Here is a 25,125-nt window from a genome sequence, read left to right as displayed (position 1 = left end):
CAGGAAAGAAGGAAAAATGATGGTAACCTCAGTTCCATTTATAAAATTATTCTCACAATCCCTTTGGATGATGTGGGAGAACATATTTGCTGTCATCACCAAATTTCGTAGTCAGTCCGTGCGTAGATATGGGATATGTAAGTTGGTAGTGTTGAAATATCACGGAGAAAGTTTGGTCTGCCAAGATGGGCAACGGATACTTCCGGGAGATTGGGTGGGTGAGCTTCATTTGGACAATCGCCAGATTGTGCAGCTGACACGTACGCTTGGCGCAGATCGGGCCGGAATTCGTACGGCACGCATGCTTCGCGAGGCTATGAAGGAGATCAGTCGTGATCTAGACAGCAATCCGGAACTAAGCAAAGTAAACGCGCTAACCGGGATTACACTGCTTCACCGGGGGATTATTCATGGAATAGGGTTTGAGCAGCGTCCTATCAAGTCCAAATGGCAGCGGCACTGGTTCGGGATATACCTTCGTTTTTTACTTCGCATGCTGCATCCGGAAGGGAAACATCGTGTAGAGGACAGCACAGAGAAGTTATCTCCCATGATGCTTGTGCTTAGCAAGCAGTCCTTGAAAGCGCGGTTTGCCCCGCGTAAGACAGAGGCGGCTTCCTAATGTGGGCCTTCATAATTTTAGCAGTGGATGTGATTGTTCTTTATATGATCGTTCCTTTTGCGCTTACCCGAATATTGGGATGGGGGGTTCACTCGGAGGTAGGTGCAGAGAAAGAAATTGCGTTTACGTTCGATGACGGTCCGGATCCTTGTTATACACCTGAACTTCTAGATCTATTAAAAGAGCATGGCATAAAGGCGACCTTCTTCGTATTGGGCAAAAAAGCGCAGAAATATCCGGAACTGATCGAGCGTATGCACAGAGAAGGGCACCAAATCGGCATTCATAATTATACTCATACACCCAACTGGATCCAGTTCCCCTGGACCAATAGACGGAAGCAAGTAGATCGCACAGCAGACATTGTTGAGCGAATTACAGGAGAGCGGCCTATCTTTTACCGCCCACCTTGGGGGCTTCTCAATCTAGGGGATTTCTTTTTGCTGAGAGAATCTTATCGAATCGTATTGTGGTCTGTTATGGTCGGAGATTGGAAAGCGTCACTGAGTGCAGAACAATTAAAGGATGCCTTAATAAAAAAAATAAAACCAGGCTCAATCATTGTTCTACACGACAGCGGAGATACACCGTGGGCAGATGAAGAAGCGCCCTTGAATATGATCACTGGATTAGAAGAAGTCTTAAAAGAAATGGATAAAAAGGGTCTGAAGTGTCTGCGGATGGATGAACTGCTGAACAAGGAAGTTAGTTATAGTAGAGAAGCTAGATCCAGAGTCAAACATAGGGGTCAGATTGATCTGTAGCTATTGAAATTTCTCAATCATTTTTTATATGGCAAGGGCTATGGTAACATTTAGAGTAAAGCGGTCCGTACCTATATAAATTGTTGAGAAAAGGATGGGGTAGCATGTTGAATGCTTCTTATTGGTTAACCAATATAAGATTAGAACAAGGTTATGTTATTGAGGATGGGCAAGTAGCGGGTACGAATACGAAGGTTTGTCATCTCCGCATTGACGGGGATAAGATTTCAGAAGTTGTTGGAGCAGACATCGAGCTTCAGAGCCAGCTCCCGAAATACGACTGTAAAGAGTTGTTGATGCTGCCTTCTTTCGAAGAAGCACATATCCATTTAGATAAAACATATTTCGATGGACCTTGGAGAGCGGTAAAGCCTGCGTCCAGTGTTTTCGAACGGATTGAGGAAGAGAAGGTATTATTGCCTAAGCTGCTGCCCATGGCGAGACAACAAGCAGAGAGCATCCTGACGCTTATTCAGGGGTTTGGTGCCACACATGTGCGCAGCCATTGCAATATTGAGCCTGTCAGCGGCTTGCAACGATTAGAAGCGACTGTACAAGCATTAAATGCATTCGCGGGTAAAATTTCATCTGAAATTGTGGCGTTTCCGCAACATGGCCTGCTGCGCTCGGATTCTGTACAGCTGGTAAAACAGTCTCTGGCAGAGGGAGCAACCTTTGTAGGCGGAGTAGATCCTTATACGGTGGATGGAGATATCGAGAAGTCACTTCAGACGATGGTGGAATTAGCAGTGATGAGTAATGCCGGCATTGATATTCATTTACATGATGGAAAAGAAGCGGGAAAGAAAACACTGACGCGGTTAGCTGATCTGACGGAAGAAGCTGGCTTGCAAGGAAAGGTCACGGTCAGTCATGCGTTCTGGTTCGCAGGAGCTCAGCAGCAAGAGGCAGAAGAGGTAGCTAAACGGATGGCATCACTGGGTATGACTATTGCATCCACAGTGCCTATTGGAAGAATGATGATGCCACTTCCGATGCTGCACAGCCAAGGGGTAAAAGTGAAGCTGGCAACAGATAGCCTTACCGATCACTGGTCCCCTTTTGGAAATGGAGATCAACTGGAGAAGGCAGGGCGTTACGCGGAGTTGTACGGCTGCAATGATGAATTGGCATTATCTCAATCCCTCAGATTTATAACAGGAGGATTAACACCCCTTGATCCAAAAGGCGAGCAGGTATGGCCAAAGGTTGGCGACACTGCTAGCTTTGTGCTGCTGCATGCCAGCTGTTCGGCTGAAGCAGTAGCCCGAAGAGCGCAGCGCCAAGCCGTCTGGTACGAAGGCCGACTGGTGAGTGGTTCGATAACAAATAGAGACCTGTGAGGCAGATGATATGCTCCTCTCTACCTATCTGCAACAGTATAAATCTGCGATCCTCTCACTCCCGAAGGGTACAGTGCTAACTAAACAGGATCTGCAGGTGGATAAGCTTCTAATGGAGCGTAATGGCAAGGTGGAAATGTATTATGCCCCCCATAATGAGTACATTAATCCTTCTGCTAAGGTGATCATTATAGGGTTAACGCCCGGGTTCACACAAATGGGCATAGCGATACAAGAAGCGATCATAAGTCTGGAAGCTGGTTTGTCAGATGAAGAGGTATGTAGGACAGCGAAGGAAGCGGCCAGATTCGCAGGCTCCATGCGGAACACGTTAATTCATATGTTAGATACACTTAAACTGCATCAACACTTGAACCTAACCTCTTGTGAAGAACTATTTCAGCAGCAGACGATCCTGCACACCAGCTCTTTATTGCGTTTTCCCGTGTTCGTGGATAAGAAAAATTATAGTGGGGCCCAGCCCAAGCTACTTTCAAATTCACTCCTCAGGGCGCAGGCATTATCTTCCTTGCGTGAGGAGCTGAACATACTGAGCCGGGCCTTAATTATTCCCTTAGGAAAAACAGTGGAAAGTATACTTCAACTCCTTGTGTCCGCAGGTGAGCTTGATAAACAACGCTGCTTATGGGGATTTCCCGACCCCTCGGGCGCCAACGGACATCGATATAAGCAGTTCGCCAGCCAGCAAGAACAAATGGTGAAGATACTGCATAATCATTCATGGAGGGGCTGATTCAAGCTTCCCATCAGATGATCTACATGAAGTCGAAAAAATAACGAATGACATGAAAAAAGACCGGTGAAGTGTAGGTCAAGCTATCGATCCGGCTTAAATGGCTTTGCTTCAATGCCACGAATTTATCGCCATCGCCGATTAGCAGATCCCGCTTTAACACGGAAACCGTTAAACTGCCAAAGAAGCCGCTCAAGCTGATCAACATGCCTGACAGTAACCCGAAGATTGGGTTGAGCGGCGTCAGGTAGGGATAGATTAGATAGGAAACTCCTGTTGTGATGACAAATGCGAAAGCGAAACCCTCCCAAGTCAAATACGGATTGGCGGTGGGAACTATTTTCCGCTTCCCTACATAAAGTGATGCGAGATAGTGGACCACATCATTGAGCTGCGTTAGCACTACTAGAAAAAGCACAAGCCCCGCTCCATACTCCGGTGTAGCAAATTGAAAGTAGGCCAAGTGGCTAAGTCCGAATACCATCAGCATAAGCCCCCATTGGGTGGAGCTGACACTACGCATAAAACCAACCGTGCCCTTATTAATCATTCTGGGCAGCGGTAGGAGCAAGAATACATAAACCGGGATGAAGACAATAAACATTCCGTACCACTCGATATAAATCCAGTAGAACTGCAACGGGATGGATAAGTAAGCCCACAGAAATAGCCTGCGGTCCGATTTTCGTGATTTCATCATAGAGAAATACTCTTTCAGTGCAAAGAAGCAGAGCACCATGAGAGACAGCAGAGAGACGACGGGATTAAATAGGGTAGCTAGGCAAAAGATAAAAAGCATTCCCCACCACGTCTTGATACGAAAGCCAATGCCCGTATAATCCTTATTTGGCTGTAGCTTCCCTATAACTACATACATCAAGTGAATGGCCGATAAGGCCGCAAAGATAAGAATTATAGTTAATAAAGAGCGGTCGATAATTGATCACCAACTTGTCCTAGAGTAGATTCCATTAATGGGTTCATATGTTATTATGAAGGAAACGCTCAAACTTGATAAGGGGAAAATTGTAAATGGCAGCAGATCCATCGGTCTTTATATTACTGACGAATACCGGGACGCTTTTTACGAAGCTCATTCAAGGCTATACAAAAGCACCCTATAATCATGCCTCGATCTCCTTTAATCGGGAGCTTTCCGAGCTGTATAGCTTTGGCAGAAAGCATCCGAGCAACCCCCTGAATGGAGGGTTTGTGAAGGAGGATATTAAGACAGGTACGTTCAGCAAATATCCAAATACAACATGTGTCCTATATGAACTTCAAGTTACAGCCCGCGAAGTGGAGAAAATGGAGCGGGTCTTGCAAGTCTTTATCCGAAGCCGTCAAAAGTATCTCTATAATATTCTCGGCGTAATTGGCATTGCCCTGAAGGAGCCTGTCGAATTCAGCAACTCTTATTTTTGTTCGCAATTTGTAGCGGAAATTCTAGAGCGGTCGGGCATTAAGTTATGGAATAAGCTGCCCGCACTCGTTACTCCGGATGATTTTCGCCAAAGTGATCGGCTGCGATTGGTTTACCAAGGTAAATTAAGTGAATATGAACCTGAGCGCCTAGGAGGAGACGAAGGATGAATAGCAAAGAAATATTTTCTAATCGGGTGGATTCGTATGTAAAATATCGGCCGAGCTATCCTGGAGAAGCCATTGATTATTTGTACAATACTATTGGGCTCCAACCCAATTGTGATATTGCTGATATTGGTGCAGGAACAGGAATCTTCTCAGCATTACTTCTGGAGCGCGGGAGTCGTGTGACTGCCGTTGAACCCAATCCGGAAATGCGTAGAGCTGCGGAAGAGAATTTCGCAAAGGATAACCATTTCTCTGTATCGCCGGGGTCTGCTGAACATACAGAATTATCCGATCAGTCCATGGACTTTATCGTATGCGCCCAAGCGTTTCATTGGTTTGATAGGGACGCAACGCAATTGGAATTCAAGCGGATTCTAAAACCGGGTGGAAAAGTGGTTCTGATATGGAACTCCCGGCTTACTTACGGTACCCCATTTCTGGAGGAATATGAGCAGCTGCTGCAGACCTTCGGGACGAACTACACTCAAGTTAATCATAAGAACATTACCCCTGAGATTCTTAGTTCCTTTTTCAAGAAAGGACAGATGCAAGTAGCGCATTTTAGCAATCAGCAGGTATTTGATTTGGAGGGCTTAAGCGGTCGGCTTCGATCGTCTTCCTACACTCCGGTCCCCGGAGATCCAAGCTATGAGAATATGATGGCTGAGCTGCGGAATATTTTTGAACGAAATAACCAGGGTGGGCAAGTGTTTTTTGATTATAAGACCGAAATTTATTGGGGCGAAGTGTAAAGTAAATAAAAAGACTCAAACCTTAGAGATAACAGGGTTTGAGTCTTTTTTACTTGTAGTTATGAAAGATGTACGTAAAACGTGGTGGACTCGCCGACAAAACTTTTGGCATAAATTTTTCCCTTATGCTGTTCAATAATCGATTTGGCAATCGCCAGCCCTAGGCCATATCCCCCTTGTTTACGCGCCCGGGAAGCATTTGTACGGTAGAATCGGTCAAAGATGCTCGCTAAGTGCTCCGGCGCAATGCCCTCCCCCGTATTGGTGACCGCTAACACCATGTCATTATGTTGTTTTTTAAGGGATAAGGTGACTGAACCTTTAGGGTTCGAATATTTTACAGCATTGTCCAAGAGGATCATAATCACTTGTTTGATCTGTTCACTATTGCCTAGCACTGTCAGATCAGGCTCGATGTCATATTCAAGGGAGATATGCTTCTCAAAGATTACAGCTTCCATCGTTAAAATGATATTTTCAACCACGTCGCTCAGATTGAATTTCGAATAAATCATTCTCGATCTGGAATCGTCCATCTCGGTCAGGTACAACAGATCATTGGTCAGGCTGGTCATTCTTTCTGTTTCCGACTTGATATAGTGCAGCCACTTGGACTGATTGTGAATGGTGTCATCACTGTTGGACAGGAGAACATCCGCATTGGTGTTAATAATAGTCAACGGCGTCTTTAACTCATGGGAAGCATCCGCAATAAATTGTTTCTGTTTCTCAAAAGCCTCCTTTACCGGCGCAATTGAACGATTAGCAAAAAAGCGGCTAGCGAAGTACAAGATAATCAGCATCACTGAGCCAACTACAGAGAAGGTATAGATTAGATTGGTGAGGATTTTTTGCTCTGCAGTGATGTCCAGAAATACAAGCATCGCCCCATCATTCGTATGCTGGATGTTGAAGATCCATTTGCTGCTATCCAAGGTGAACCTTCCGGTATCTTTACCGGCGCTTAGTGCTTCTTGCAGAGCCGTATTATAAAATTCATCGTCCATAGTAAATTTGGAATCTTTCCCCGTAAGGTTGGACGCTGTATCTATTTTCAGCATAAATGAGATTGAGCGTTCTGGAGGAGGTGTTCCGTTATCCGTACGTTTATTATCCACACGTGGTAACGTGGCTCCCCCTTTGGTATTGCCTAATCGTCCTGTGTCACCACCGGGAGACTTGTAGTTTTCCATGATTCTGTGAAGATCCATCTGAATATCGTTTTGGACATCCCGGTACGTAATTACATATATGGAGATGAAGGCCACAAGCATGATCACCGAGATGGTGACTAAGTTAACAATAAGAAACCGATTTCTGAGCTTCGTGAACATCAGGTCGTCACCTCTAATACATACCCTACGTTTCTGATCGTACTAATGCGTACGGTCGAATTTAAGAAGGTCAGTTTTTTTCTCAAAAAAGAAATATACACCTCTACATTATTGTGCTCAGCATCTGAATCAAAGCCCCACAGCTTCTCAATAATTTGTTCTTTGGAGGTTACAGCTTGTTTCCTCAAGATCAGAAGCTCCAATAGCTCGCATTCCTTTAGATTGAGCTTGATCTCTTTGCCACCCACGGTAAGTTTCAGATTGGATGTATTCAGTTCAATATCCCCGAACTTTAAAGCATCATCCGGTATCACCTCGCCTTTACGTCTTAGTACAGCCCTTATTCTTGCCAATAAGATCTCCGAGGAAAAAGGTTTGGCGATATAATCGTCAGCCCCATAGTCCAGCCCAGTGACCATATCTGTAATTTCACCCTTTGCGGTAAGCAGGATAACGGGAGTGGGTATCCCCTTTTTCCGCAGCGTCTTGAGGACGCTGACCCCATCCATCTCAGGCAGCATGATGTCGAGCAGCAGCAAATCATAGATTCCACTTAGTGCGTAATCCAGACCCGACCTGCCGTCATGGACTGCATCCACCGAATAATTATGTTTTTTTAATATTTGAGTTAAGGCTTCAGCGAGATGAAGCTCGTCTTCTACTATTAATATTCTCATGGTTTTGCCATCCCCTACATAGAACCAGTATTTGTTATTGAGGTCATTATATCAGGATTACCTTTATTGAACCTTAATGAAGGTTGAGATAGAAGTGACTGCGAACAGCAGTTTGAAATCAAGAAATCTGCAGACAACAGCGGCCGGAAGAACAACATTCACCGCAGTTACGACTTACACCTGTGTTAAGGGAATGTAAAAGATAATCAATAATTTGTAAAACCATTTAAGATTCATTAAAGGTTTGGGATCTAAGATACATTCATAAGCACACGAGACAACGATAAACAGAAAGGATTGATCACATATGGCGATTGAGGTATTCAACCGTTATGAGAACAAATATTTGTTGGACAACGAAGCCTACTATAAATTTTATAACCAATTGCTTGAATACATGGAACTAGACGATTTCAACAAGCAACATGAGTTTTACTCCATAACCAACTTATATTATGACACGGAGCACAACACCCTGATTCGTAACAGTCTTGCGAAGCCCAAGTACAAAGAGAAGCTTCGTTTAAGAGCTTACGGTGTTCCAAATCAAGATACGAAGGTGTATCTGGAAATCAAGAAGAAGGTATTTGGTCTTGTTAATAAAAGAAGAACGTCGCTCAAATTAAACGAGGCTTATGATTTTGTCGCCACCGGCATGGAACCGGAATTCAAGGATTACATGAATAAACAGGTGATTGAAGAGATCAAATATTTTCTGACACGCTATGATTTGCAGCCCAAGGTGTATCTGTCTTATGACCGAAAAGCGTTGTTCTGTAAAAACAATCGCGATCTAAGAATTACATTCGATACAAATATTCGCAGCCGCCGGTACGATCTGAAGATGGAGCACGGTGTTCATGGCGAACCCTTGCTGGAGCCGGGGCAGTGGCTTATGGAAGTAAAGGCTGAGAACACGATTCCGGTCTGGCTGGCCAAAATGCTCTCAGAGCATCAAATGTACCGTACAAGCTTCTCCAAGTACGGCAACGAATATAAAAAAATGCTGAAGAACAGTAAAACAGAACGGGAGAGTGCCCTCTATGCTTGATTCATTATTTACCGTAGCAACTAGTACAGAGTTAACGTTTACCAACGCACTGCTAACTATTTTTATAGCTATTGCTCTTGGCGGGATCATTAGCTACACCTATATGAAGACCAATGCAAGCGGCTATTCGCAAAGCTTCACACTAACAATGGTACTGCTGCCCGTAATTGTGGCCATCATCATTTTGCTTATCGGAAGTAATGTTGCCAGAGCTTTCAGTCTTGCCGGGGCGTTCTCCATCATTCGGTTTAGAAGTGCGCCGGGCGATCCGAAGGATATCACATTTGTTCTGTTCACCATGGCTTCTGGACTTGCCTGTGGAGTGGGTTCCTTTGGATATGCAGTTTTTTTCACCCTTATCCTATGCGCCCTTATGTTTATCCTTAACCGGACTAACTTTGGTGTAAGAACAACGTCGCAAAAAACATTAAAGGTAACCATCCCGGAGAGTCTGGGATATGAGGAAGCCTTCGCTGAAGTATTCAATAAATATAACGTTGGGTATGAGCTTAAAAAGATTAGAACGACTGAGCTTGGCAGTTTATATGAACTGGTCTACGCTGTAACGCTGGGTGAGGCTGTAAACCAGAAGGAATTTTTGGATGCGATTCGTACCCGGAACGGTAATTTAGACCTGTCTCTGACCATGACTCCAACTGCTAATGACTATTAAGATAACGAAAGGATGGATGAAAAATGGATAAATATATAACCGGAAGTAAAGTAGGAATCTTGCTATTGTGTGCATTACTTATGTCGGCTTGCAGCACCAATGCCACAACAACACAGTCTGAAGCGGCGGGTAAAACAGCAGCCTCGGCAACAACGATAACTCAGAACGGGGCTGTCACGGGAGTGCAACTGGCAAGCGCCAAACTATCCGATCTGGTGACGTTCGATGAAGAGGATTCTAATACAACTTGGACAGCTGACCAATCGACGGAAATTGCTTTGGCTGGAACAAGTGCGCTTGTTGACGGCACCGGGGCTGAGTCTAAGGATGGCTCAGTGACAATTACTGCAGCAGGAACTTATGTGCTGTCTGGTAAGCTGAGTGATGGACAGATTGTAGTTAATAATCAGGATGAAGGTACTGTGCACTTGGTACTGAACGGTGTGAACATCACGAACAGCGATAGTGCAGCAATTGATATTAAAGAAGCGGGGAAAGTGATCATTACCTTGGAAGACGGGACGGAGAACTCCGTATCTGATGGAGCAACTTACGTGTATGCCGATGAAACTACAGATGAACCGAGTGCGGCTATCTTCAGTAAAGCGGATTTAACGATTAATGGGACCGGGAAGCTGTCTGTTTCCGCTAACTATAATGACGGAATTACGAGCAAGGACGATCTGAAAATTATGGGTGGCACTATTGAAATTAAGGCTGCCGATGACGGGATTGTAGGTAAAGATCTTGTCGCTGTACAAGACGGAAATATCAGCATAACGGCAGAAGGCGATGGAATGAAATCAACCAACGATACTGAGACGGACAAAGGCTTCATAGCAATAGCAGCAGGAACATTTGATATTACGGCTGGTAATGATGGAATTCAAGCTGAGACTTCACTTGTAATAGATGGCGGAACATACACCTTAGTTACGGGTGGGGGCAACGAGAAGGGTGAAGTGAAAACAGGTGATCAAGGGCAAGGTATGGGCATGAGAGGTGGCCGAGGTCAGGGAACAGGGGATCAAGCACCAGGAACAACAGGAACAACAGGAACAACAGGAACCTCAACATCTGAAACCAAACCAGAGACGATGCCAGAAACAAAACCGGAGATACCAACAACGGAAGCATCAACAACGACAACAACGGCAACAACTACAGAATCGGAAATACCAAGTACTAAAGGTTTGAAGGCTGGAGGAGATATTAGCGTAAACAACGGAACCTTTACCATCGATTCTGCTGATGATGCAGTGCACAGCAACAGTAACATTGCTATAGCTGATGGAGAATTCAACATCAAAACTGGCGACGATGGAATCCATGCGGATGCTTTGGTGGCGATATCTGGTGGTAAAATTGATATTACGAAGAGCTACGAAGGGATTGAAGGAGCAAACATCGAGATTTCCGGTGGCGAAGCTCATGTGGTTGCTTCTGATGATGGAGTGAATGTAGCAGGAGGTAACGATGAGGCGACTGTAGGCGGCGGGCCTCAGGAGCAGGATCAATTCAGCGATTCTGCTAGCAATATGCTAACGATAAGTGGAGGAACACTAACGGTCGATGCTTCAGGTGACGGGCTGGATTCGAACGGCTCCATCACAATGTCGGGTGGCACGGTTATTGTTAATGGACCTACCAATAGCGGTAACGGTGCACTTGATTTCGACGGTAGCTTTGAACAGAGTGGAGGAACTTTGGTGGCTGCGGGAAGTTCGGGCATGGCACAAGCACCGTCTGACACCTCTAGCCAACATGCAGTCAGCATGACTTTCCCTCAGACCCAGGAGGCTGGAACATTGGTTCATCTAGAGGACAGCGAAGGTAACTCGATCCTGACCTTTGCTCCTTCGAAGAGCTATCAAACGGTGGTGATTAGTTCAACGGATCTGAAGGACGGCGGTTCTTACACCCTCTACTCGGGAGGTACCTCGACTGGTAGTGAAGCGAACGGACTGTATACGGATGGTGAATATACAGGAGGAACAAAAGTAGTAGCGTTCGAAATTACAAGCAGCGTAACTTGGCTAAATGAATCCGGAGTAACAACCGCAAACACTAATCAAGGTCCAGGTGGCGGTGGTGGTGGAAACAGAAGACCTTAGGCTATAAATTGCATTCAAAAGCCACTCCAGCATTTTGGAGTGGCTTTTTTTAGTTTGAGATAAATTAGTCGCCGTTAACAGGGATGGAATTCTGTTTAATCGGTTGATTTGAAGTGTTGATGATCACATTATGTGAATTAAAAGACAGAATTTCAATCAGCTGCTCTGCCATATGGTTAGCTGTATATTTAAATCCGCCTTTTACCCACTCTATGATTAATCCAAATAGAGCATAGGCGGTATAACTGGAAAACAATTCTATATTTACATTGGTATTAGTGTTATTAACTGCGACTAAGTCCCGCTTGGTGAGCTCCTTTAAGAGGTCGCAAATCCTATTTTGGAACCCTGGCAGAACATTGGAATTTATAATGATGGTATAAAAATTAGAGTAAGAGACCACATGTTCAAAAATCTTGATGCTCGAGGTGGTCAGCTCACTAACTATAAATTTATCGGTATGAAGATAGGGTTCTTTATAAGCCTTAATTAAATCCTCCAACACATCATCAATTAGCTCATTTAGAAGTTCTTCTTTGGTTTGATAATGTTTATAGAAGGTTCCGCGGTTTAAATCGGCAAGGGTAACGATATCGGTTATCGTAATGGTGCGGAAATTCTTTTTTTCCATGAGTAATATCAATGCGTTTTTAAGCTCTTTACGCGATTTGCTAGTTCTCCGATTATTTTTAAGCAACAGAAGACCACCTAACTGTCTATTTTCTAATCCTATTTGAACAGAATCCCACGTTATATATATTTATGAACATTTAATGTCTCATTTGTATATTGATAGTTAAATTTTAGAGGATTAAACTTGAGTAGTATAAATTTTAAGCGTTAAAGAGATTTTATATATTGATATTTACATTATAGATAAACGTAAAGGAGACTTCCAACATGAAACTTCGAGACAGAGTTGCAGTGGTTACTGGGGCGGCATCGGGTATGGGGAAATCTATCGCAGAGTTGTACGCTAAAGAAGGGGCAAAAGTGATTGTAGCCGATCTGAACCTAGAAGGTGCTGAACAAGTAGCCGCAGGGATCAATAGTAACGGTGGAGTAGCTAAGGCACTGAAAGTAAATGTTGCCCTGGTTGGAGATATTGATAGCATGATTGATACCGCTGTAAAAGAATATGGCACGCTAGATATTTTAGTGAATAACGCAGGGATTATGGATGGCTTTGAGCCAGTTGGTGATATTACAGATGAACGATGGGATCTTATCTTTGATATCAATACCAAAAGTGTAATGCGGTCCACTCGTAAAGCACTGCCTATTTTTCTGGAAAAAGGAAAAGGGGTTATCGTTAATACCGCTTCTACAGGTGGGGTAAGTGGTGCCCATGCGGGAGCAACTTATACTGCCTCTAAACATGCTGTAGTAGGCTTGACGAAAAACACAGCTTTTATGTATGCCAACAAAGGGATTCGTTGTAATGCTATCGCACCAGGAGCTACTGCCACAAACATCAGTGCTTCAATGAAAAATATAAATGAATTCGGCGTGAGCCGTACGCAATTAACACAGGCTGTGATCCCTCGTGTAGGTACACCTGAAGAAATCGCACAAGTTGCGTTATTCCTGGCTTCGGATGATTCCAGTTTTGTAAACGGAGCTATCATCGCTGCTGATGCGGGTTGGACTTCTGCATTCTAAATGTTGGTTGTCTACCTCTGCCTCAACAGTTTATCCAAGGAGTCTTACGGACCCAGATGACGTTATTCGCAAATTTTCAGCCTTTTGAGAAGGAATTCGGACTCCAGAGACGCTATTTCATATAAATCGGCCCATATTTTGTGTTTTCGCGCCAATAGCTGCAGTGGAGTCCGATAGCAATTCAAATGTGGAATAATGGCGCATTTAAGGTCTTCTGGGTCCGCTAACCAATTTTTTGGGGCAAAATGTTATCGGATTGAACGCAGGGGTGCCCCAGCACGCTACCATTTTGCCAAATGATGACCCAAACGGGAGGCTACATAAAACTCCGCTAGAGATTAATCTAGCGGAGTTTTTTCTACGCTTGATATTTCCAGGGGAACCCTGCAAAATAGAGAGAATGCTAACTATAGAGGAGTTATATGAAATGAACGATGTTATGGTGCGGAATCATGTAAAAGTCATTGGAGCAGGAGAAAAAACTATCCTTTTTGCGCATGGATTTGGGTGTGATCAAAGCATGTGGCAGTTTATCACGCCATCATTTGAGAAAAAGTATCGAATCGTTCTATTTGATTATGTAGGCTCAGGCCATTCAGATTTAAGCGCATATACATCGGATAAATATCATACTCTCCATGGTTATGTACAGGATGTACTAGATGTTATCGAAACATTTGAACTCAAGGATCTTATTTTTATAGGTCATTCTATTAGCTCTATGATCGGTTTGCTTGCTTCAATCGAGCGGCCGGATTATTTTGATAAAATGATTATGATCGGACCTTCCCCACGTTATTTAAATGAGGGAGATGCTTATTTCGGGGGCTTTGAAAAAAGTGATATTACTGAGCTTCTGGATATGATGGAGATGAATTTCGCGGGCTGGGCTAGCTTTATGGCTCCACTTGCGATGAATAACCCTGACCCGATGTTGACTAAACAGCTGGAACGAAGCTTTATTTCGGCCGACCCTATTATCGCTAGAGAATTTGCGGAAGTTACATTTTTTTCGGATCATCGAGAAGATCTGCCTAAAGCGACAGTGCCTACACTCATATTGCAATGCTCGGATGATAGTATCGTTCCTATAGAAGTAGGAGAATATTTACATAGACATATGAATAATAGTACGCTCCGGTTAATGGAGGCCAAGGGCCATTATCCACATATTAGCCATCCCCAGGAGACCATTACTTTGATTAATGAGTACCTTGGGTGAGATGGAGAAGATTATGGTGTTGAAAGGATATTTAGACAATGGATGACCGGTTAAAATATGCGCCATGCGGATATGTTTCCATTACCCATGAAGGAATGATCCTCGATGTGAATCAAACCTTTTTGGATGGGATGGGATATCAGCAGGTTGATTTGGTAAATAAACATTTTGAATCTATCATGTCTACGGCCAACAAGCTTATTTTTCATTCATACTTCTATCCTTTTATCAATCTGAATGGACATGTAGAAGAGCTATTTATCAATTTGAAGGACAGCAAGGGGCAAGCCGTGCCTTACTTGTTAAATGGTAGACGCCTTGAATGTGAAGGTGTAGAGGTCATTGATTGTATTCTCGTACAGATGGGCAAACGTATTGATTATGAGCTAGAGTTACGATCTGCGAAGAAGCAAATAGAAGAGGCGTATTGGGAAAAAGATCAGGCGCTGGCAAAGCTCAAACAAATCCACCTGGAAATCGAGCAAAAGCAAGCTGAATTACTGGAGATGAATGCCGTTTTAGTAGAGCTATCTACTACAGACAAGCTTACTGGATTAAAGAATAGAAGGTTCCTGCAAGAAAAGCTGGAAGAACAGATTGCAGCGTATCACCGTGATCAGGCGCCTTTTTCGTTATGTATTCTAGATATTGATCACTTTAAAAATGTGAATGACACCTACGGTCATCAGATGGGTGATTATGTCCTGGAGAAATTGGCGAGTATCCTGAAGTCCCAATCTCGTAAAGAAGATATCGTAGCTAGGTATGGTGGTGAGGAGTTTATCCTTCTGCTGCCTAATACAGATTCATCGGATGCCACGGCTATAGCTGAGAGTCTACGACAATTCATAGCCAGCTCCACTTGGGAGATTGGCAGCATTACGGTAAGCATTGGCATAGCTACCTTTGAAGCAACCGATACAGACATCACTCTTCTGGAAAAAGCTGATCAAGCGCTTTACGTTTCTAAAGAACAGGGGAGAAATCGCGTTACGCATATTATGGATTTGAGTGAAAAGCTTCTTTAATTGGAGGCTTTTTTTGTTATTTATAAACGATACATCCTCTTTGCTATAATTGCTCTAAAATGTCTGTTCCCTTCAAGCTGTAAAAGGGAATTCGGAATTTCTTGAATGGATCTCTTATGTAAATCGTATTGGCATCAAGCCTATGTGACAACGTTACGATAGAATATAACAGGATGATGATTTATTATCAGTATGTTGGCATACAAAACTATGGAATGTGGATCATGCCTACATTATCTATTCGGGGATTATGGCGATCTGGAAGTGATCCATCCCTCCAATATAAGAGTGCTGTCTGCGGTGGCTATGAATGATACTGTATTATTTGAGATTAAACATGAGCCTTTTAAGCAGATGGTTGCCGATTACCCGTTGATTAAGGATCAATTGATGCTGCTGCAAATGGAGCGTTTATTTTTATCGAATCGGTTATTATATGAAATGAAATTTCATGATGCGAGAGCGCGTGATATGATCGGAACGTTAAGGGAGACGGCTACCCTTGTGCTAAAAGATCTGCAAGAACAAAAGATTATTGAGATTCAACATCAGCAGATCACCGTGTTAGACCCGGCGTATTTACTGGAGTATACGGATTTCGATTGAGAAGAGCCGTTCCGGGATCTTTTTCAGAGAATCGATTATTAAAGGGGTTATGAATGTGGCTTGTAATCATTGTGTAGTAAGAGAGCTGAATTTTCAAATCAAGGCTCATGGTGAGCTTAATCTTAGGGTTTTACCTGAGGTTATTCATCACTTGAGTAGAAGTAATACGATACATAAGGTGGAAGAAAATGTGATTACAATTAAGGAGGCTGGGGTGCGGGATTTTCTGGATTTCTGTAATGACCATATGGAGTCGGAGCAGGTTGAATTCCGTATAGATGACCAAACATGGAGACCTCTATCCGAATTACCCACTGTACTTGATATGGAGTGGATTGATGAGGTTATCACTAAGGGTCTTGTTACTTGCTACTTCCAACCGATTGTGAACGTAAGGGAAGAGATTTTTGCATACGAGCTCCTATCCAGATTTAAAAAAGAAGACGGATCTCTTATCTATCCTAATGAGATTTTTGCGGCGGCACGGAATCGTGGGCGTTTATATGCTTTAGACCGGTTATGTAGAATGACGGCTGTAAAATATGCTGCACCCTTAAATAAAAAAACGTTTATTAATTTTATCCCAACGTCGATCTACGCTCCAGAGTTCTGCTTAAGATCAACCGTTGAACTGGCCAATCAATTAGGCGTCGATCCTTCTCTTTTTGTCTTTGAAGTTGTTGAGACGGAGAAAGTGGATGATCTCGCTCATTTGAAAGCTATTTTGACATATTACAAGGATCGGGGATTTGAATACGCTTTAGATGATGTTGGTGAGGGCTTCAGCACGATCGAGATGTTATTGGAGCTTAAACCCCATTACATGAAGCTGGATATGAAATATGTTCAGGGTGTGTCCAGCGATCTGAACAAACAGAAAATAGCAAAGCAATTTTTAGAAAAAGCTTTAGAAATCCAATCCGTTCCTTTAGCAGAAGGTGTGGAGTTTAGAGAGGACTTTGAATGGCTTAAGCAGAGTGGTTATCAGTTGTTTCAGGGCTATTTATTTGGAAAGCCTGATCCTATTCCCAAACAGTAATCCTAATGAGTATATATCCGTCCAGAGGATGAGATGAATTTCAGGTCAGAGTCTGAGTACAGCCAACCCCCGGGGTTGTATAATTTAGGTAATTTGAAAAGGGGGACGGGATAGATATGAAATGGCATCAATTTGTAACGCGCTGGGCGGATTCTAGGGGCTTTGATGGACGAGAGATTGATTATCAATGGCCTTCTCCCTCATTTCCGGTCATCAGTATTCGCAGTAATCTAGGGCGATACTCAGGTCAAGCGTATGGCCGTGGAGGTAAACCCCGTGTGAAGACAGCCGTTGGATTAATCGCTATTGGAGATGTAGCTGTTGGCTTGATTTCCATAGGTGCGATAAGCGTGGGCGTATTATCCTTAGGAGCAATATCACTGGGAATGTGGTTAGCGATCGGAGCAATAGCACTTAGCTGGCTTGGCTTCGCAGTGGGAGCGATTGCGATTGCAGGCGTGGCTGTAGGAGCGATCGCAATCGCGGAAAAAGCGTTGGGGGCCATCGCCATAGGGGATACGGCGTTTGGTGCGATAGCGATAGGCAGGATCGCTGGGGGTGCCATAGCTATCGGACAATGGGCATATGGTGTAATCGTAGTTGGCGAACATGGTTTCGGATTAATTCCCGTCACGGGCGATGTGTGGAATTGGTTCCGGGGTTTGTTTGGATCGGAGAGTTAAGTAGACCTACAGTCCTAAAGGATGTCCTTCTCTTCCGGGATAGTCGATAAATAATATCTATCACATAAGAAAAACTAATTGCAATTACCTATACTCATTTCATACCAATTAATCATGCGATCAGATCTAGGCTTATGTTACTCTTTGAATGTATTCGAAACTTCATAGGCAAACCTATGGAAATGTAGGGACGCAAAGCTATAGGGACTAAGGTTATCATAACTATTGTCAGCCAGCTGCCAAAGAGTGCGTAACGCTTTTTGTTAAAATATAAGAAAGTATAAGTTATAAAACTATACTTAATATCTTATATTTCTCGCTTAAACGCTTACCGTCCTTATAAGGACGCCGAAGGCGTTTATGCTTGTTAAGGTTTAATAAAAATTAAGTCTTAATTTTTAGGCGACTTTATACGCAATCAAGCTACTCTTTTGGGGTAGTTTTTTTTGTGCCCATTTTTGGGCACTGGAGAGATTCATATGACATCTGGGGGTAAGAAGAGATGAAGAAAATGATTGCGATCGCTACATCGGCGGCCATGTTGGCCAGTTTTTCGAGTGAGGCAGGTTATGCTTTAGCAAGTGAGGCAAGCAAGGTAAATGTAACAAAAACAGTGGCGCAAAGTAAGGTTAACTTATTAAGCAACGCCTCGGTTATTCCGTTTGAGCTGTACGGCAAGGATGCTCTAAATGCCTATAATGAGGTTTTTAGAATGAATCCAGCAAATATTAAATCCATCACAAATAACGGTGGCAACTACTCAGGCTCGCCTATAGCTAAGGCTATGGATGGGGATATGAGCACGCATTGGGAGACTGGCAAACCGAATAGTTCAACGTTTACGAATGAGGTTGTGTTTGTTTTCAATGAGTCCACTGAATTAAATAGAATGGTATACGCGGCTAGGCAATCCGGTGCGAAAGGTAAAGGTTTTGCTCAAGAATTTGATATCTACGGCTCCACTACCGATGCGGGTGATTTTACGCTCGTGTCTTCTGGAGAATATACAGGCTCAACCGGTGATGTAGTGGAGATTCAGTTCGCACCTACGGCTTTTAAGAGACTTAAATTTGTCTTCAAAAAAGCGAACCAAGATTGGGCGAGTGCGGCTGAGTTTTCTTTTTATAAAGAGGATAGTGTCTCTGCTAAAATGAAAAAATTATTTACAGATGATACCTTGAGCCAAGTTAGTGCTGCCTTTAATACGACAGAGAAATTAACAGCTTTAGAGAATGAAGTGCAGGCACATCCACTGTATGCGCAGTTTAAAGAAGAGATAGAGAATGCAAAGATCCTTTTGAAGAACCATCAGGTAGAGGCAACGGCAGCCAAGGTTTCGAAGCTAAAAGGGTATGGAACAGCCTATGAAAATGCCTATAGCCAAGCTTATAGAATGCCGAATGCAAACGTATCAAAAGTAACGGTGAACGGTGGAAGCTACCCAGGTACGAAGCCTGAATATATGCTGGATGACCAGCCCACTACGCATTGGGAAACGAACAAAAACAATGATGCAAGCTTCACGAATGAAGTCGTGTTTGAACTAGCGCAAGCGGAAGTGCTGGACAGAGTGGCTTTTTTGGCTAGAGATAACCGCAAAGGATTCCCAGAGGCTTTTGAAATCTATGCATCAGAGACGAGTAAAGGAGAGACCTTCCAACTTGTATCTAGCGGAACCGCGATTAGTACCAATGACTTTCTGGAATTTAAATTCGAACCGACGAAGTTTAAAAGATTAAAATTTAAGTTCACAAAAGCTAATATCAACAGACCTTTTGCGGCTGAATTTAGATTTTATACAGAAGATAAAGTAAGCGAAGCTGTAAATGGTATTTTCACAGATGGAACGATGAGTGCGGTTGTGCCTGCTTATAATAGCGTCGAAGCAATCAACGAATTAGAAGAAGCGGCAAAAGTACATCCGCTCTATCCAATCCTGAAAGATTCTTTGGATTTAGCTAAGAGGCTAGTGAATGGTGAAGTTCAAACCGAAGGCACCATCATTGAGGCGGAACAACGTGGAGATATGAAAAAGCATGCGCAGGAAAACCTGAGAATTGGTTTTGGTACGAACAACCAGCCTACAGGTCTCGTTGCAATGCCTGGAGATACGATCAACGTTTATGTGGATGCAGCTTCTAACGATAAGCTACCTTCTTTAGTCTTTTCTCAACAAGAGGCCGCTTGGAATGTTTGGGCTAGAGGTGTGCAATTGCGTCCAGGTAAGAACATTATAACCGTTCCTGAATTTGCTATGAATAGTTATTATGCACATGAAGTGACTAAGGGCGGCACCGTTTATATCGTAAATCCCTATACAGCAGAGGAACAAGGGAAAGCGCCATTGATCCGCTTCGAAGGTTTAGAAAAGATTCCTTTTATGACCAAGACCACGGATCCAGAACAATTCAAAACCTTCTTAATCACATACAAACAAAGACTGGACGAAGATAAAGCGGCTCATCCAAATGTTCAAGATCGTAAACTCATAGATGTGGTAGAACTGGCCAGCGATCATGTTATTTTCACAGGAACGGCGACGGAGGCGTACAACAAATATATTACGCAAGGAAATAACCCGCTGGACACCGTAACTGGGTATGACACCTGGATGAAGAGTATTTTTGCCTTCTATGGCCTGGATGGCAGTAGCGAGATTCATGATGCCAAGCTAATTCGTGAGAATATTCGCTTGATGCAGCCTTATGGTGCGATGTATGCAGCGGGAGATCATACAGGGATCCAACTTGGAACAGTAGGAACCATGTTAGGTGATTTTAACAAAGCTTATCCGGGCTGGGGACTGAATCACGAAATCGGGCATCGCTTGGCTATGGGTGAACGGGAATATGGCGAAGTAACTAATAATATGGTGTCTATGTTTATGTCTGTCGCGGCGAATTCGATAGATAATCGTATACCGTATGAATCAGATATCTATAAATATGTCCTCGAAGAAAACAAAGTGGTTATGAATCAGCAGGGCTTATTTGCACAACTCGGAGCCTATTGGCAGCTGGAGCTGGCACATCCCGGATACTGGACAGAGCTGACCAAGCTATATCGGGAGCGGAAGGTCATCCTTACCAACGGTGACAATTCTAAGCAGCAGTATTTGGTGGAGTTCTCCTCCGAAGTACTGGGATTAGATTTAAGCAGCTATTTTGCCAGACATGGCTTCACTGTGAATCCTGAGACAAAAGCGAAAGTAGCCAAGTATCCGGCACCGCAAAAGTTATGGTATTTAAATAACTCGGTGATTAATTATGAGGGAACTGGAATAGCGGATAAAAATCTGGCCATTAAGGTTAATATCACACCTAACACCACGGCTAGAACGAACACGTTAAGTTTCAGTATAGATAAAGAGCTTAAGCAAGACTTTTTAGGATATGAAGTGTATAGAAATGATGTGTTAGTTGGTTTTACAGGAACTGAGCAATTTGTGGATCAGAATGTAGATGCGAGTATCAACTATACGTACAAGATCGTCGGTTATGATAAAAAGCTGAACCCACTGAAGCCCGTACAGGTTAAAGCCTTTAAGCCAGCCTTGTCTGTTGAAGATCAGCTCACTTTAAAGCTTAATCAAACCTTTGATCCGATGAGCTATGTAAAAGCGGCTAACTATCTAGGAAACGATATTACTGCAGATGTCTCTCTGAAAGCCAATAACGTTGATGTAACGCAAAAAGGCAACTACGAAATTGTATATGAAGTGAAAAGCGAAGGGGTTACGGAAACGAAAACCACACAGGTTACGGTAACGAGCGACTACGCCTATATTTCCGATCTCAATGCCAAGCCAGTCGTTGTAGGCTGGGGTGAATTAAAGAAAGATAAAGCCGTTTCCGGGGGAATCATAACCCTTGTTCGCCAAGGGTTGGCTGCGACGTACGCGAAAGGGATTGGTGTTCATGCCAACTCTGAGGTAGTTTACGATATTGAAGGTAAGGGTTACGACTTCTTTGAAAGCTACATTGGGATTGATCAAGCCATGAAAGGGAAACCTTCCTCGGCTACTTTTGCAGTGTATGTGGATGGAGAACAGAAATTTGAGAGTGATGTTTTCCGGGCAGGAACAGAACATCAATTTGTGAAAATCCCTGTGACTGGCGCAAGAGAGGTGAAGCTGGTTACAACAGATGCTAAGGATGGCAATGCTTCAGACCATACGGTATGGGCGGATGCGAAGTTCTCGAATAATTCAAGCAAACCTACCATTACAGTACCGGAAGAGACAACCTTCGTTAAGCTGAACAGCGAATTTGATGTGTTGAGCGATGTAACAGCTTTTGATACGGAAGATGGTAACTTAATTGGAGCCGTTGAAGTGCATTCAAATGGATTCACATCAAGCAAAACAGGGACTTACAACGTCGAGTTTTCAGTTACAGACTCAGATGGGAACTCCGCTGTGCAGGCCAGAAAGATTGTTGTATACAGCGCTAGTAAATACCTGAGTGATATAGATTGGCAATCGGCAAAAACGGATTATAATGTGGTTCGAAAAGATAAGGCTAGCTCTAACAATCCGATTAAGCTGCTGGTAAATGGCGAGGTCAAAGAGTTCGCTAAGGGCTTAGGAACCCATGCCAGCTCTGAAATCGTGTATAATCTGGCAGGTGCAAACTATGAATATTTTGAAACGTATGTAGGGGTTGATAGAAATATCCCTGAGCAAAGCAACTCCAGTGTAATTTTCAAAATTTTTGCCGATGGGGCAGAGGTTTATAACAGCGGACTGATGAAATTTGGTACAGAAGCCAAGCTTGCGCGGATACCTGTTAAGGATGTAAGTGAATTGAAGCTGGTGTTAGATAATGCAGGTAACGGAAATGCTTCAGATCACGGTGATTTTGCTGATGCGAAGTTTATGATCTTGAACAATACACCAGAGCTTACCATACCTAAATCTGTCTCAACCAAAGTGGGCCAAGCGATTGATATCAGTGAAAGCTATTCGGCAATGGATTCGGAAGACGGTGACTTGACGGCTCAAGTGAAGGTCACAGGCCAAGAGCAAGTTAAATTCAACCGGGCCGGAAAGTATCCAATCACTTACACAGTAACAGATAGTGATGGAAATACGACCACGAAGATTAGAACTATAGCCGTAGTAGACATGACGGACTTTACGTACCTGACGGATTACGACTGGAATTCTACTCAGAACAGCTATACTGCACCTTTGAAGGATAAATCTATTAGTGCAAATACGCTGAGATTAACAGATGAGAACAATCAGGTAGTGTCCTATGAAAGAGGAATTGGAGCGCACTCTAATTCGACGATTGTATACAATCTAAGCGACAAAAACGCGGACTATTTCACTTCCTATGTAGGTGTAGATAGACAAATGTACGGTTCTGTTGGTTCGGTGAGCTTTGAGGTGTTTGTCGATGGAGAGAAGAAATTCGATAGTGGGGTCATGGGTTCGAGAGATCCGCAGAAATTCATCGAATTGGATATTAATGAAGCAAAAGAACTGAAATTAGTCGTCACAGACGGGGGAAATGGCAACGGATCTGACCATGCTGCATGGGGTGGAGCCAAACTACATTTCGCGAATGGAGATCACTTATTCACTAGAGATCTCGAACAGGCGATTGCAGCGGCTAAAGCAATTTCTCTAGAAGGCTTCACACCTGAGAGCATCGCGGCATTTACGTCCAGCCTCTCGATAGCAGAGACAGTGTTGGCTAACTCTTCTGTTACGCAAAGTGAAGTAGACGAAGCTGTAGCAGCGTTGCAACAAGCAACCGAAGGTTTGGTCCAAATAGATCTTACGCAAGTAATTACTGTGGCGGACCCGTATTTAAGTGCTTCGATCAAGACTACATTGGGCGTAACTGGAGAATTAACATTAGGTGATATGTATAACCTTACAACGTTAACTAGCGAAACCAGAAGAGCCGGATCCTTGGAAGGTTTGCAGTACGCGAAGAACCTAGAGACACTTGATATTACTGGAAATGAAATTACAGATTTCTCCCCATTACAAGGATTAACTAAACTAACGAGCTTATTGGCCGACCCACAAATGGTAGAGGTAGGAGAATTTAAGGGACCTGTAGTTGAAGTGGCCAATCTGGTGAAAGGGCTCGATGGCAGCAAAGTGATCCCTAATTCGGCTGGAGTAAGAAACACTAGAACATCTAAAGAAATTGTGTTTGATATGAAGGAATGGGCTGCTAATCCGGATGTGTTCACTATTGACCTATCAAACGAGGAGAAAGGAACTTACATGCTGGGGTTAACTTACCAAGTCGCAGGTAATCTCGTGCAAATCATTTCTTTTATTGATAATAATTAAATTCCCAAGAAAGCAGGCGGATTGTGGTCTCTATAACCATGGTTCGCCAGTTTTTAAATGAGGGGTTTTTATGTAAAAATATCCATTTTGTCATATGACAAAAGAAATGACAACGCTCACTATAAGCGGTGTAGTCTTTTAACTATACTTAATCAGAAATGCGCCAAATTTAAATGAATACTCCAATTGAAGCTTTTTATACAAAGAAGTAAATAATGTATGCGGTTTAGAGGGAGGTGTTTCTGTGAAAATCATCATTGTAGATGATCATCCTTTAGTTAGAAGAGGGCTGGCATCTGTCATTGCAATGCAATCGGATATGCAATTTGCCGGTGAAGCTACGAATGGTCCGGAAGCACTTGATGTGATTGAAGAGACAAAGCCAGACATTGTCCTCATTGATCTTAAACTTGCTGATGAATCAGGACTGGATGTCATTAAGATAGCACGTACCCGCGGCATTGTTAGTAAATTCATACTGTTGACTTCCTCTGCGAGCAGAGAGGATTTTTTGAGGGCTGAAGAAGTATTGGTAGACGGATATGTTCTGAAAGAGGCACTGCCGGAGGAATTACTGTTTGCTATCCAGTTGGTGTACAAAGGGAGAAAATATTATGATCCTGGTCTAATGGAAGAAAAGATGCGAATGAGCGCCAGCAGTCCAACAGATGAATTGACACCAAAAGAGAAGGAAGTCCTGATTCAGCTTGGACAAGGTGCTTGCAATAGAGTGATTGCCACACGTCTTTTTATCAGTGAATTTACGGTGAAGAAGCATGTCAGTCAGATTTTAGCGAAGCTGCAGGTTACTGACCGGACACAGGCGGCATTGTGCGCAAACGCGATAGGATTAACGAAATATGAAATGTCTTATGAGTAGAACGGCAAGATC

Annotated in this window: 21 protein-coding genes and 1 riboswitch; of the genes, 17 read left to right on the top strand and 4 right to left on the bottom strand. The window is 43.3% G+C overall.

Annotated features, from left to right (window positions below; all coding sequences use genetic code 11):
* The first annotated feature begins 16 nt into the window (after positions 1 to 16).
* From MHB37_RS30850 to MHB37_RS30835, 4 genes are all read left to right on the top strand, one after another.
* A complete protein-coding gene (locus MHB37_RS30850) occupies positions 17 to 622 on the top strand; it encodes a YkoP family protein (RefSeq protein WP_254847726.1) in 606 nt (201 codons plus the stop codon).
* The gene (locus MHB37_RS30845; protein WP_076132805.1) at positions 622 to 1,386 is read left to right on the top strand and encodes a polysaccharide deacetylase family protein; all 765 of its coding nucleotides are present in this window, start codon (positions 622 to 624) and stop codon (positions 1,384 to 1,386) included. The genes MHB37_RS30850 and MHB37_RS30845 overlap by 1 nt, the downstream gene beginning before the upstream one ends.
* A gap of 104 nt (positions 1,387 to 1,490) precedes the next feature.
* Positions 1,491 to 2,729: an amidohydrolase gene (locus MHB37_RS30840; protein WP_076191571.1), complete on the top strand. Its 1,239-nt coding sequence runs from the start codon at positions 1,491 to 1,493 to the stop codon at positions 2,727 to 2,729.
* 73 nt (positions 2,730 to 2,802) lie between these two features.
* The gene (locus tag MHB37_RS30835) at positions 2,803 to 3,483 is read left to right on the top strand and encodes a uracil-DNA glycosylase family protein (protein ID WP_405168809.1); all 681 of its coding nucleotides are present in this window, start codon (positions 2,803 to 2,805) and stop codon (positions 3,481 to 3,483) included.
* A 22-nt stretch (positions 3,484 to 3,505) separates the two neighbouring features.
* Here MHB37_RS30835 and MHB37_RS30830 read toward each other — a convergent pair whose 3' ends face one another.
* Complete coding sequence (locus MHB37_RS30830) at positions 3,506 to 4,420, bottom strand: phosphatidate cytidylyltransferase (RefSeq protein ID WP_076132799.1); 915 nt, start codon at positions 4,418 to 4,420, stop codon at positions 3,506 to 3,508.
* Between the two features lie 95 nt (positions 4,421 to 4,515).
* On the opposite strand from MHB37_RS30830, the gene MHB37_RS30825 reads away from it, so the two are divergent.
* Together MHB37_RS30825 and MHB37_RS30820 are read left to right on the top strand one after the other, a co-directional pair.
* Positions 4,516 to 5,076 (top strand): hypothetical protein, encoded by a 561-nt coding sequence (locus MHB37_RS30825; RefSeq protein ID WP_036682293.1) that lies wholly within the window; start codon positions 4,516 to 4,518, stop codon positions 5,074 to 5,076.
* Complete coding sequence (locus MHB37_RS30820; protein ID WP_076278243.1) at positions 5,073 to 5,828, top strand: class I SAM-dependent methyltransferase; 756 nt, start codon at positions 5,073 to 5,075, stop codon at positions 5,826 to 5,828. Before MHB37_RS30825 ends, MHB37_RS30820 begins: the two co-directional genes overlap by 4 nt.
* 59 nt (positions 5,829 to 5,887) lie before the next feature.
* On the opposite strand, the gene MHB37_RS30815 is transcribed toward MHB37_RS30820, so the two are convergent.
* Together MHB37_RS30815 and MHB37_RS30810 are read right to left on the bottom strand one after the other, a co-directional pair.
* Positions 5,888 to 7,162: a cell wall metabolism sensor histidine kinase WalK gene (locus MHB37_RS30815; RefSeq protein WP_076124170.1), complete on the bottom strand. Its 1,275-nt coding sequence runs from the start codon at positions 7,160 to 7,162 to the stop codon at positions 5,888 to 5,890.
* A complete protein-coding gene (locus tag MHB37_RS30810) occupies positions 7,162 to 7,839 on the bottom strand; it encodes a response regulator transcription factor (RefSeq protein ID WP_076099753.1) in 678 nt (225 codons plus the stop codon). Before MHB37_RS30810 ends, MHB37_RS30815 begins: the two co-directional genes overlap by 1 nt.
* 307 nt (positions 7,840 to 8,146) lie before the next feature.
* Between MHB37_RS30810 and MHB37_RS30805 the strand changes: the two genes are divergently transcribed.
* Genes MHB37_RS30805 through MHB37_RS30795 form a run of 3 tightly spaced genes read left to right on the top strand, consistent with a single transcriptional unit; the run spans position 8,147 to position 11,677 of the window.
* Complete coding sequence (locus MHB37_RS30805; RefSeq protein ID WP_076105108.1) at positions 8,147 to 8,890, top strand: polyphosphate polymerase domain-containing protein; 744 nt, start codon at positions 8,147 to 8,149, stop codon at positions 8,888 to 8,890.
* Entirely contained in the window at positions 8,883 to 9,563 is a 681-nt protein-coding gene (locus tag MHB37_RS30800; RefSeq protein WP_076124168.1) for a DUF4956 domain-containing protein, read from the top strand. Before MHB37_RS30805 ends, MHB37_RS30800 begins: the two co-directional genes overlap by 8 nt.
* Before the next feature lie 23 nt (positions 9,564 to 9,586).
* On the top strand, positions 9,587 to 11,677 hold the full coding sequence (locus MHB37_RS30795) for a carbohydrate-binding domain-containing protein (RefSeq protein WP_405168808.1): 2,091 nt from the start codon (positions 9,587 to 9,589) through the stop codon (positions 11,675 to 11,677).
* Between the two features lie 64 nt (positions 11,678 to 11,741).
* Here MHB37_RS30795 and MHB37_RS30790 read toward each other — a convergent pair whose 3' ends face one another.
* Positions 11,742 to 12,374 carry a TetR/AcrR family transcriptional regulator gene (locus MHB37_RS30790; protein ID WP_254847725.1) on the bottom strand — a complete coding sequence of 211 codons (633 nt, stop codon included), beginning with the start codon at positions 12,372 to 12,374 and terminating at the stop codon, positions 11,742 to 11,744.
* A 203-nt stretch (positions 12,375 to 12,577) separates the two neighbouring features.
* On the opposite strand from MHB37_RS30790, the gene MHB37_RS30785 reads away from it, so the two are divergent.
* The 8 genes from MHB37_RS30785 (at position 12,578) to MHB37_RS30750 (ending at position 25,113) form a co-directional block, all read left to right on the top strand.
* Positions 12,578 to 13,339, top strand: coding sequence for an SDR family oxidoreductase (locus MHB37_RS30785; protein WP_076278246.1), 762 nt, complete (start codon positions 12,578 to 12,580; stop codon positions 13,337 to 13,339).
* 427 nt (positions 13,340 to 13,766) lie between these two features.
* The gene (locus tag MHB37_RS30780; protein WP_076124162.1) at positions 13,767 to 14,561 is read left to right on the top strand and encodes an alpha/beta fold hydrolase; all 795 of its coding nucleotides are present in this window, start codon (positions 13,767 to 13,769) and stop codon (positions 14,559 to 14,561) included.
* Between the two features lie 38 nt (positions 14,562 to 14,599).
* Entirely contained in the window at positions 14,600 to 15,589 is a 990-nt protein-coding gene (locus MHB37_RS30775) for a sensor domain-containing diguanylate cyclase (RefSeq protein WP_076124160.1), read from the top strand.
* A 192-nt stretch (positions 15,590 to 15,781) separates the two neighbouring features.
* The gene (locus MHB37_RS30770; RefSeq protein ID WP_076191580.1) at positions 15,782 to 16,195 is read left to right on the top strand and encodes a Crp/Fnr family transcriptional regulator; all 414 of its coding nucleotides are present in this window, start codon (positions 15,782 to 15,784) and stop codon (positions 16,193 to 16,195) included.
* Positions 16,196 to 16,385: 190 nt separating this feature from the next.
* Positions 16,386 to 17,234 carry an EAL domain-containing protein gene (locus MHB37_RS30765; RefSeq protein WP_305953541.1) on the top strand — a complete coding sequence of 283 codons (849 nt, stop codon included), beginning with the start codon at positions 16,386 to 16,388 and terminating at the stop codon, positions 17,232 to 17,234.
* Between the two features lie 116 nt (positions 17,235 to 17,350).
* A complete protein-coding gene (locus MHB37_RS30760; protein WP_076191584.1) occupies positions 17,351 to 17,917 on the top strand; it encodes a hypothetical protein in 567 nt (188 codons plus the stop codon).
* Positions 17,918 to 18,074: 157 nt separating this feature from the next.
* Positions 18,075 to 18,161: riboswitch (cyclic di-GMP riboswitch) on the top strand.
* 258 nt (positions 18,162 to 18,419) lie between these two features.
* The gene (locus MHB37_RS30755) at positions 18,420 to 24,233 is read left to right on the top strand and encodes an NPCBM/NEW2 domain-containing protein (RefSeq protein WP_405168807.1); all 5,814 of its coding nucleotides are present in this window, start codon (positions 18,420 to 18,422) and stop codon (positions 24,231 to 24,233) included.
* 244 nt (positions 24,234 to 24,477) lie between these two features.
* Positions 24,478 to 25,113: a response regulator transcription factor gene (locus tag MHB37_RS30750; protein ID WP_076124152.1), complete on the top strand. Its 636-nt coding sequence runs from the start codon at positions 24,478 to 24,480 to the stop codon at positions 25,111 to 25,113.
* Positions 25,114 to 25,125: the final 12 nt, after the last annotated feature.

The organism is Paenibacillus sp. FSL H3-0286 (genome assembly GCF_045040705.1).
Lineage (GTDB): Bacteria > Bacillota > Bacilli > Paenibacillales > Paenibacillaceae > Paenibacillus_AQ > Paenibacillus_AQ odorifer.
The sequence above is the reverse complement of the archived record's forward strand: the minus strand, read 5'-3'. Positions and strand labels throughout refer to the sequence as shown.

What these genes read in the sequence shown, in the direction of transcription:
- MHB37_RS30850 (WP_254847726.1), top strand. Translation starts at nt 17, where the DNA reads ATGATGGTAACCTCAGTTCCATTTATAAAATTATTCTCACAATCCCTT.
- MHB37_RS30845 (WP_076132805.1), top strand. Translation starts at nt 622, where the DNA reads ATGTGGGCCTTCATAATTTTAGCAGTGGATGTGATTGTTCTTTATATG.
- MHB37_RS30840 (WP_076191571.1), top strand. Translation starts at nt 1,491, where the DNA reads ATGTTGAATGCTTCTTATTGGTTAACCAATATAAGATTAGAACAAGGT.
- MHB37_RS30825 (WP_036682293.1), top strand. Translation starts at nt 4,516, where the DNA reads ATGGCAGCAGATCCATCGGTCTTTATATTACTGACGAATACCGGGACG.
- MHB37_RS30820 (WP_076278243.1), top strand. Translation starts at nt 5,073, where the DNA reads ATGAATAGCAAAGAAATATTTTCTAATCGGGTGGATTCGTATGTAAAA.
- MHB37_RS30815 (WP_076124170.1), bottom strand. Translation starts at nt 7,162, where the DNA reads ATGTTCACGAAGCTCAGAAATCGGTTTCTTATTGTTAACTTAGTCACC.
- MHB37_RS30810 (WP_076099753.1), bottom strand. Translation starts at nt 7,839, where the DNA reads ATGAGAATATTAATAGTAGAAGACGAGCTTCATCTCGCTGAAGCCTTA.
- MHB37_RS30805 (WP_076105108.1), top strand. Translation starts at nt 8,147, where the DNA reads ATGGCGATTGAGGTATTCAACCGTTATGAGAACAAATATTTGTTGGAC.
- MHB37_RS30800 (WP_076124168.1), top strand. Translation starts at nt 8,883, where the DNA reads ATGCTTGATTCATTATTTACCGTAGCAACTAGTACAGAGTTAACGTTT.
- MHB37_RS30795 (WP_405168808.1), top strand. Translation starts at nt 9,587, where the DNA reads ATGGATAAATATATAACCGGAAGTAAAGTAGGAATCTTGCTATTGTGT.
- MHB37_RS30785 (WP_076278246.1), top strand. Translation starts at nt 12,578, where the DNA reads ATGAAACTTCGAGACAGAGTTGCAGTGGTTACTGGGGCGGCATCGGGT.
- MHB37_RS30780 (WP_076124162.1), top strand. Translation starts at nt 13,767, where the DNA reads ATGAACGATGTTATGGTGCGGAATCATGTAAAAGTCATTGGAGCAGGA.
- MHB37_RS30775 (WP_076124160.1), top strand. Translation starts at nt 14,600, where the DNA reads ATGGATGACCGGTTAAAATATGCGCCATGCGGATATGTTTCCATTACC.
- MHB37_RS30770 (WP_076191580.1), top strand. Translation starts at nt 15,782, where the DNA reads ATGTTGGCATACAAAACTATGGAATGTGGATCATGCCTACATTATCTA.
- MHB37_RS30760 (WP_076191584.1), top strand. Translation starts at nt 17,351, where the DNA reads ATGAAATGGCATCAATTTGTAACGCGCTGGGCGGATTCTAGGGGCTTT.
- MHB37_RS30755 (WP_405168807.1), top strand. Translation starts at nt 18,420, where the DNA reads ATGAAGAAAATGATTGCGATCGCTACATCGGCGGCCATGTTGGCCAGT.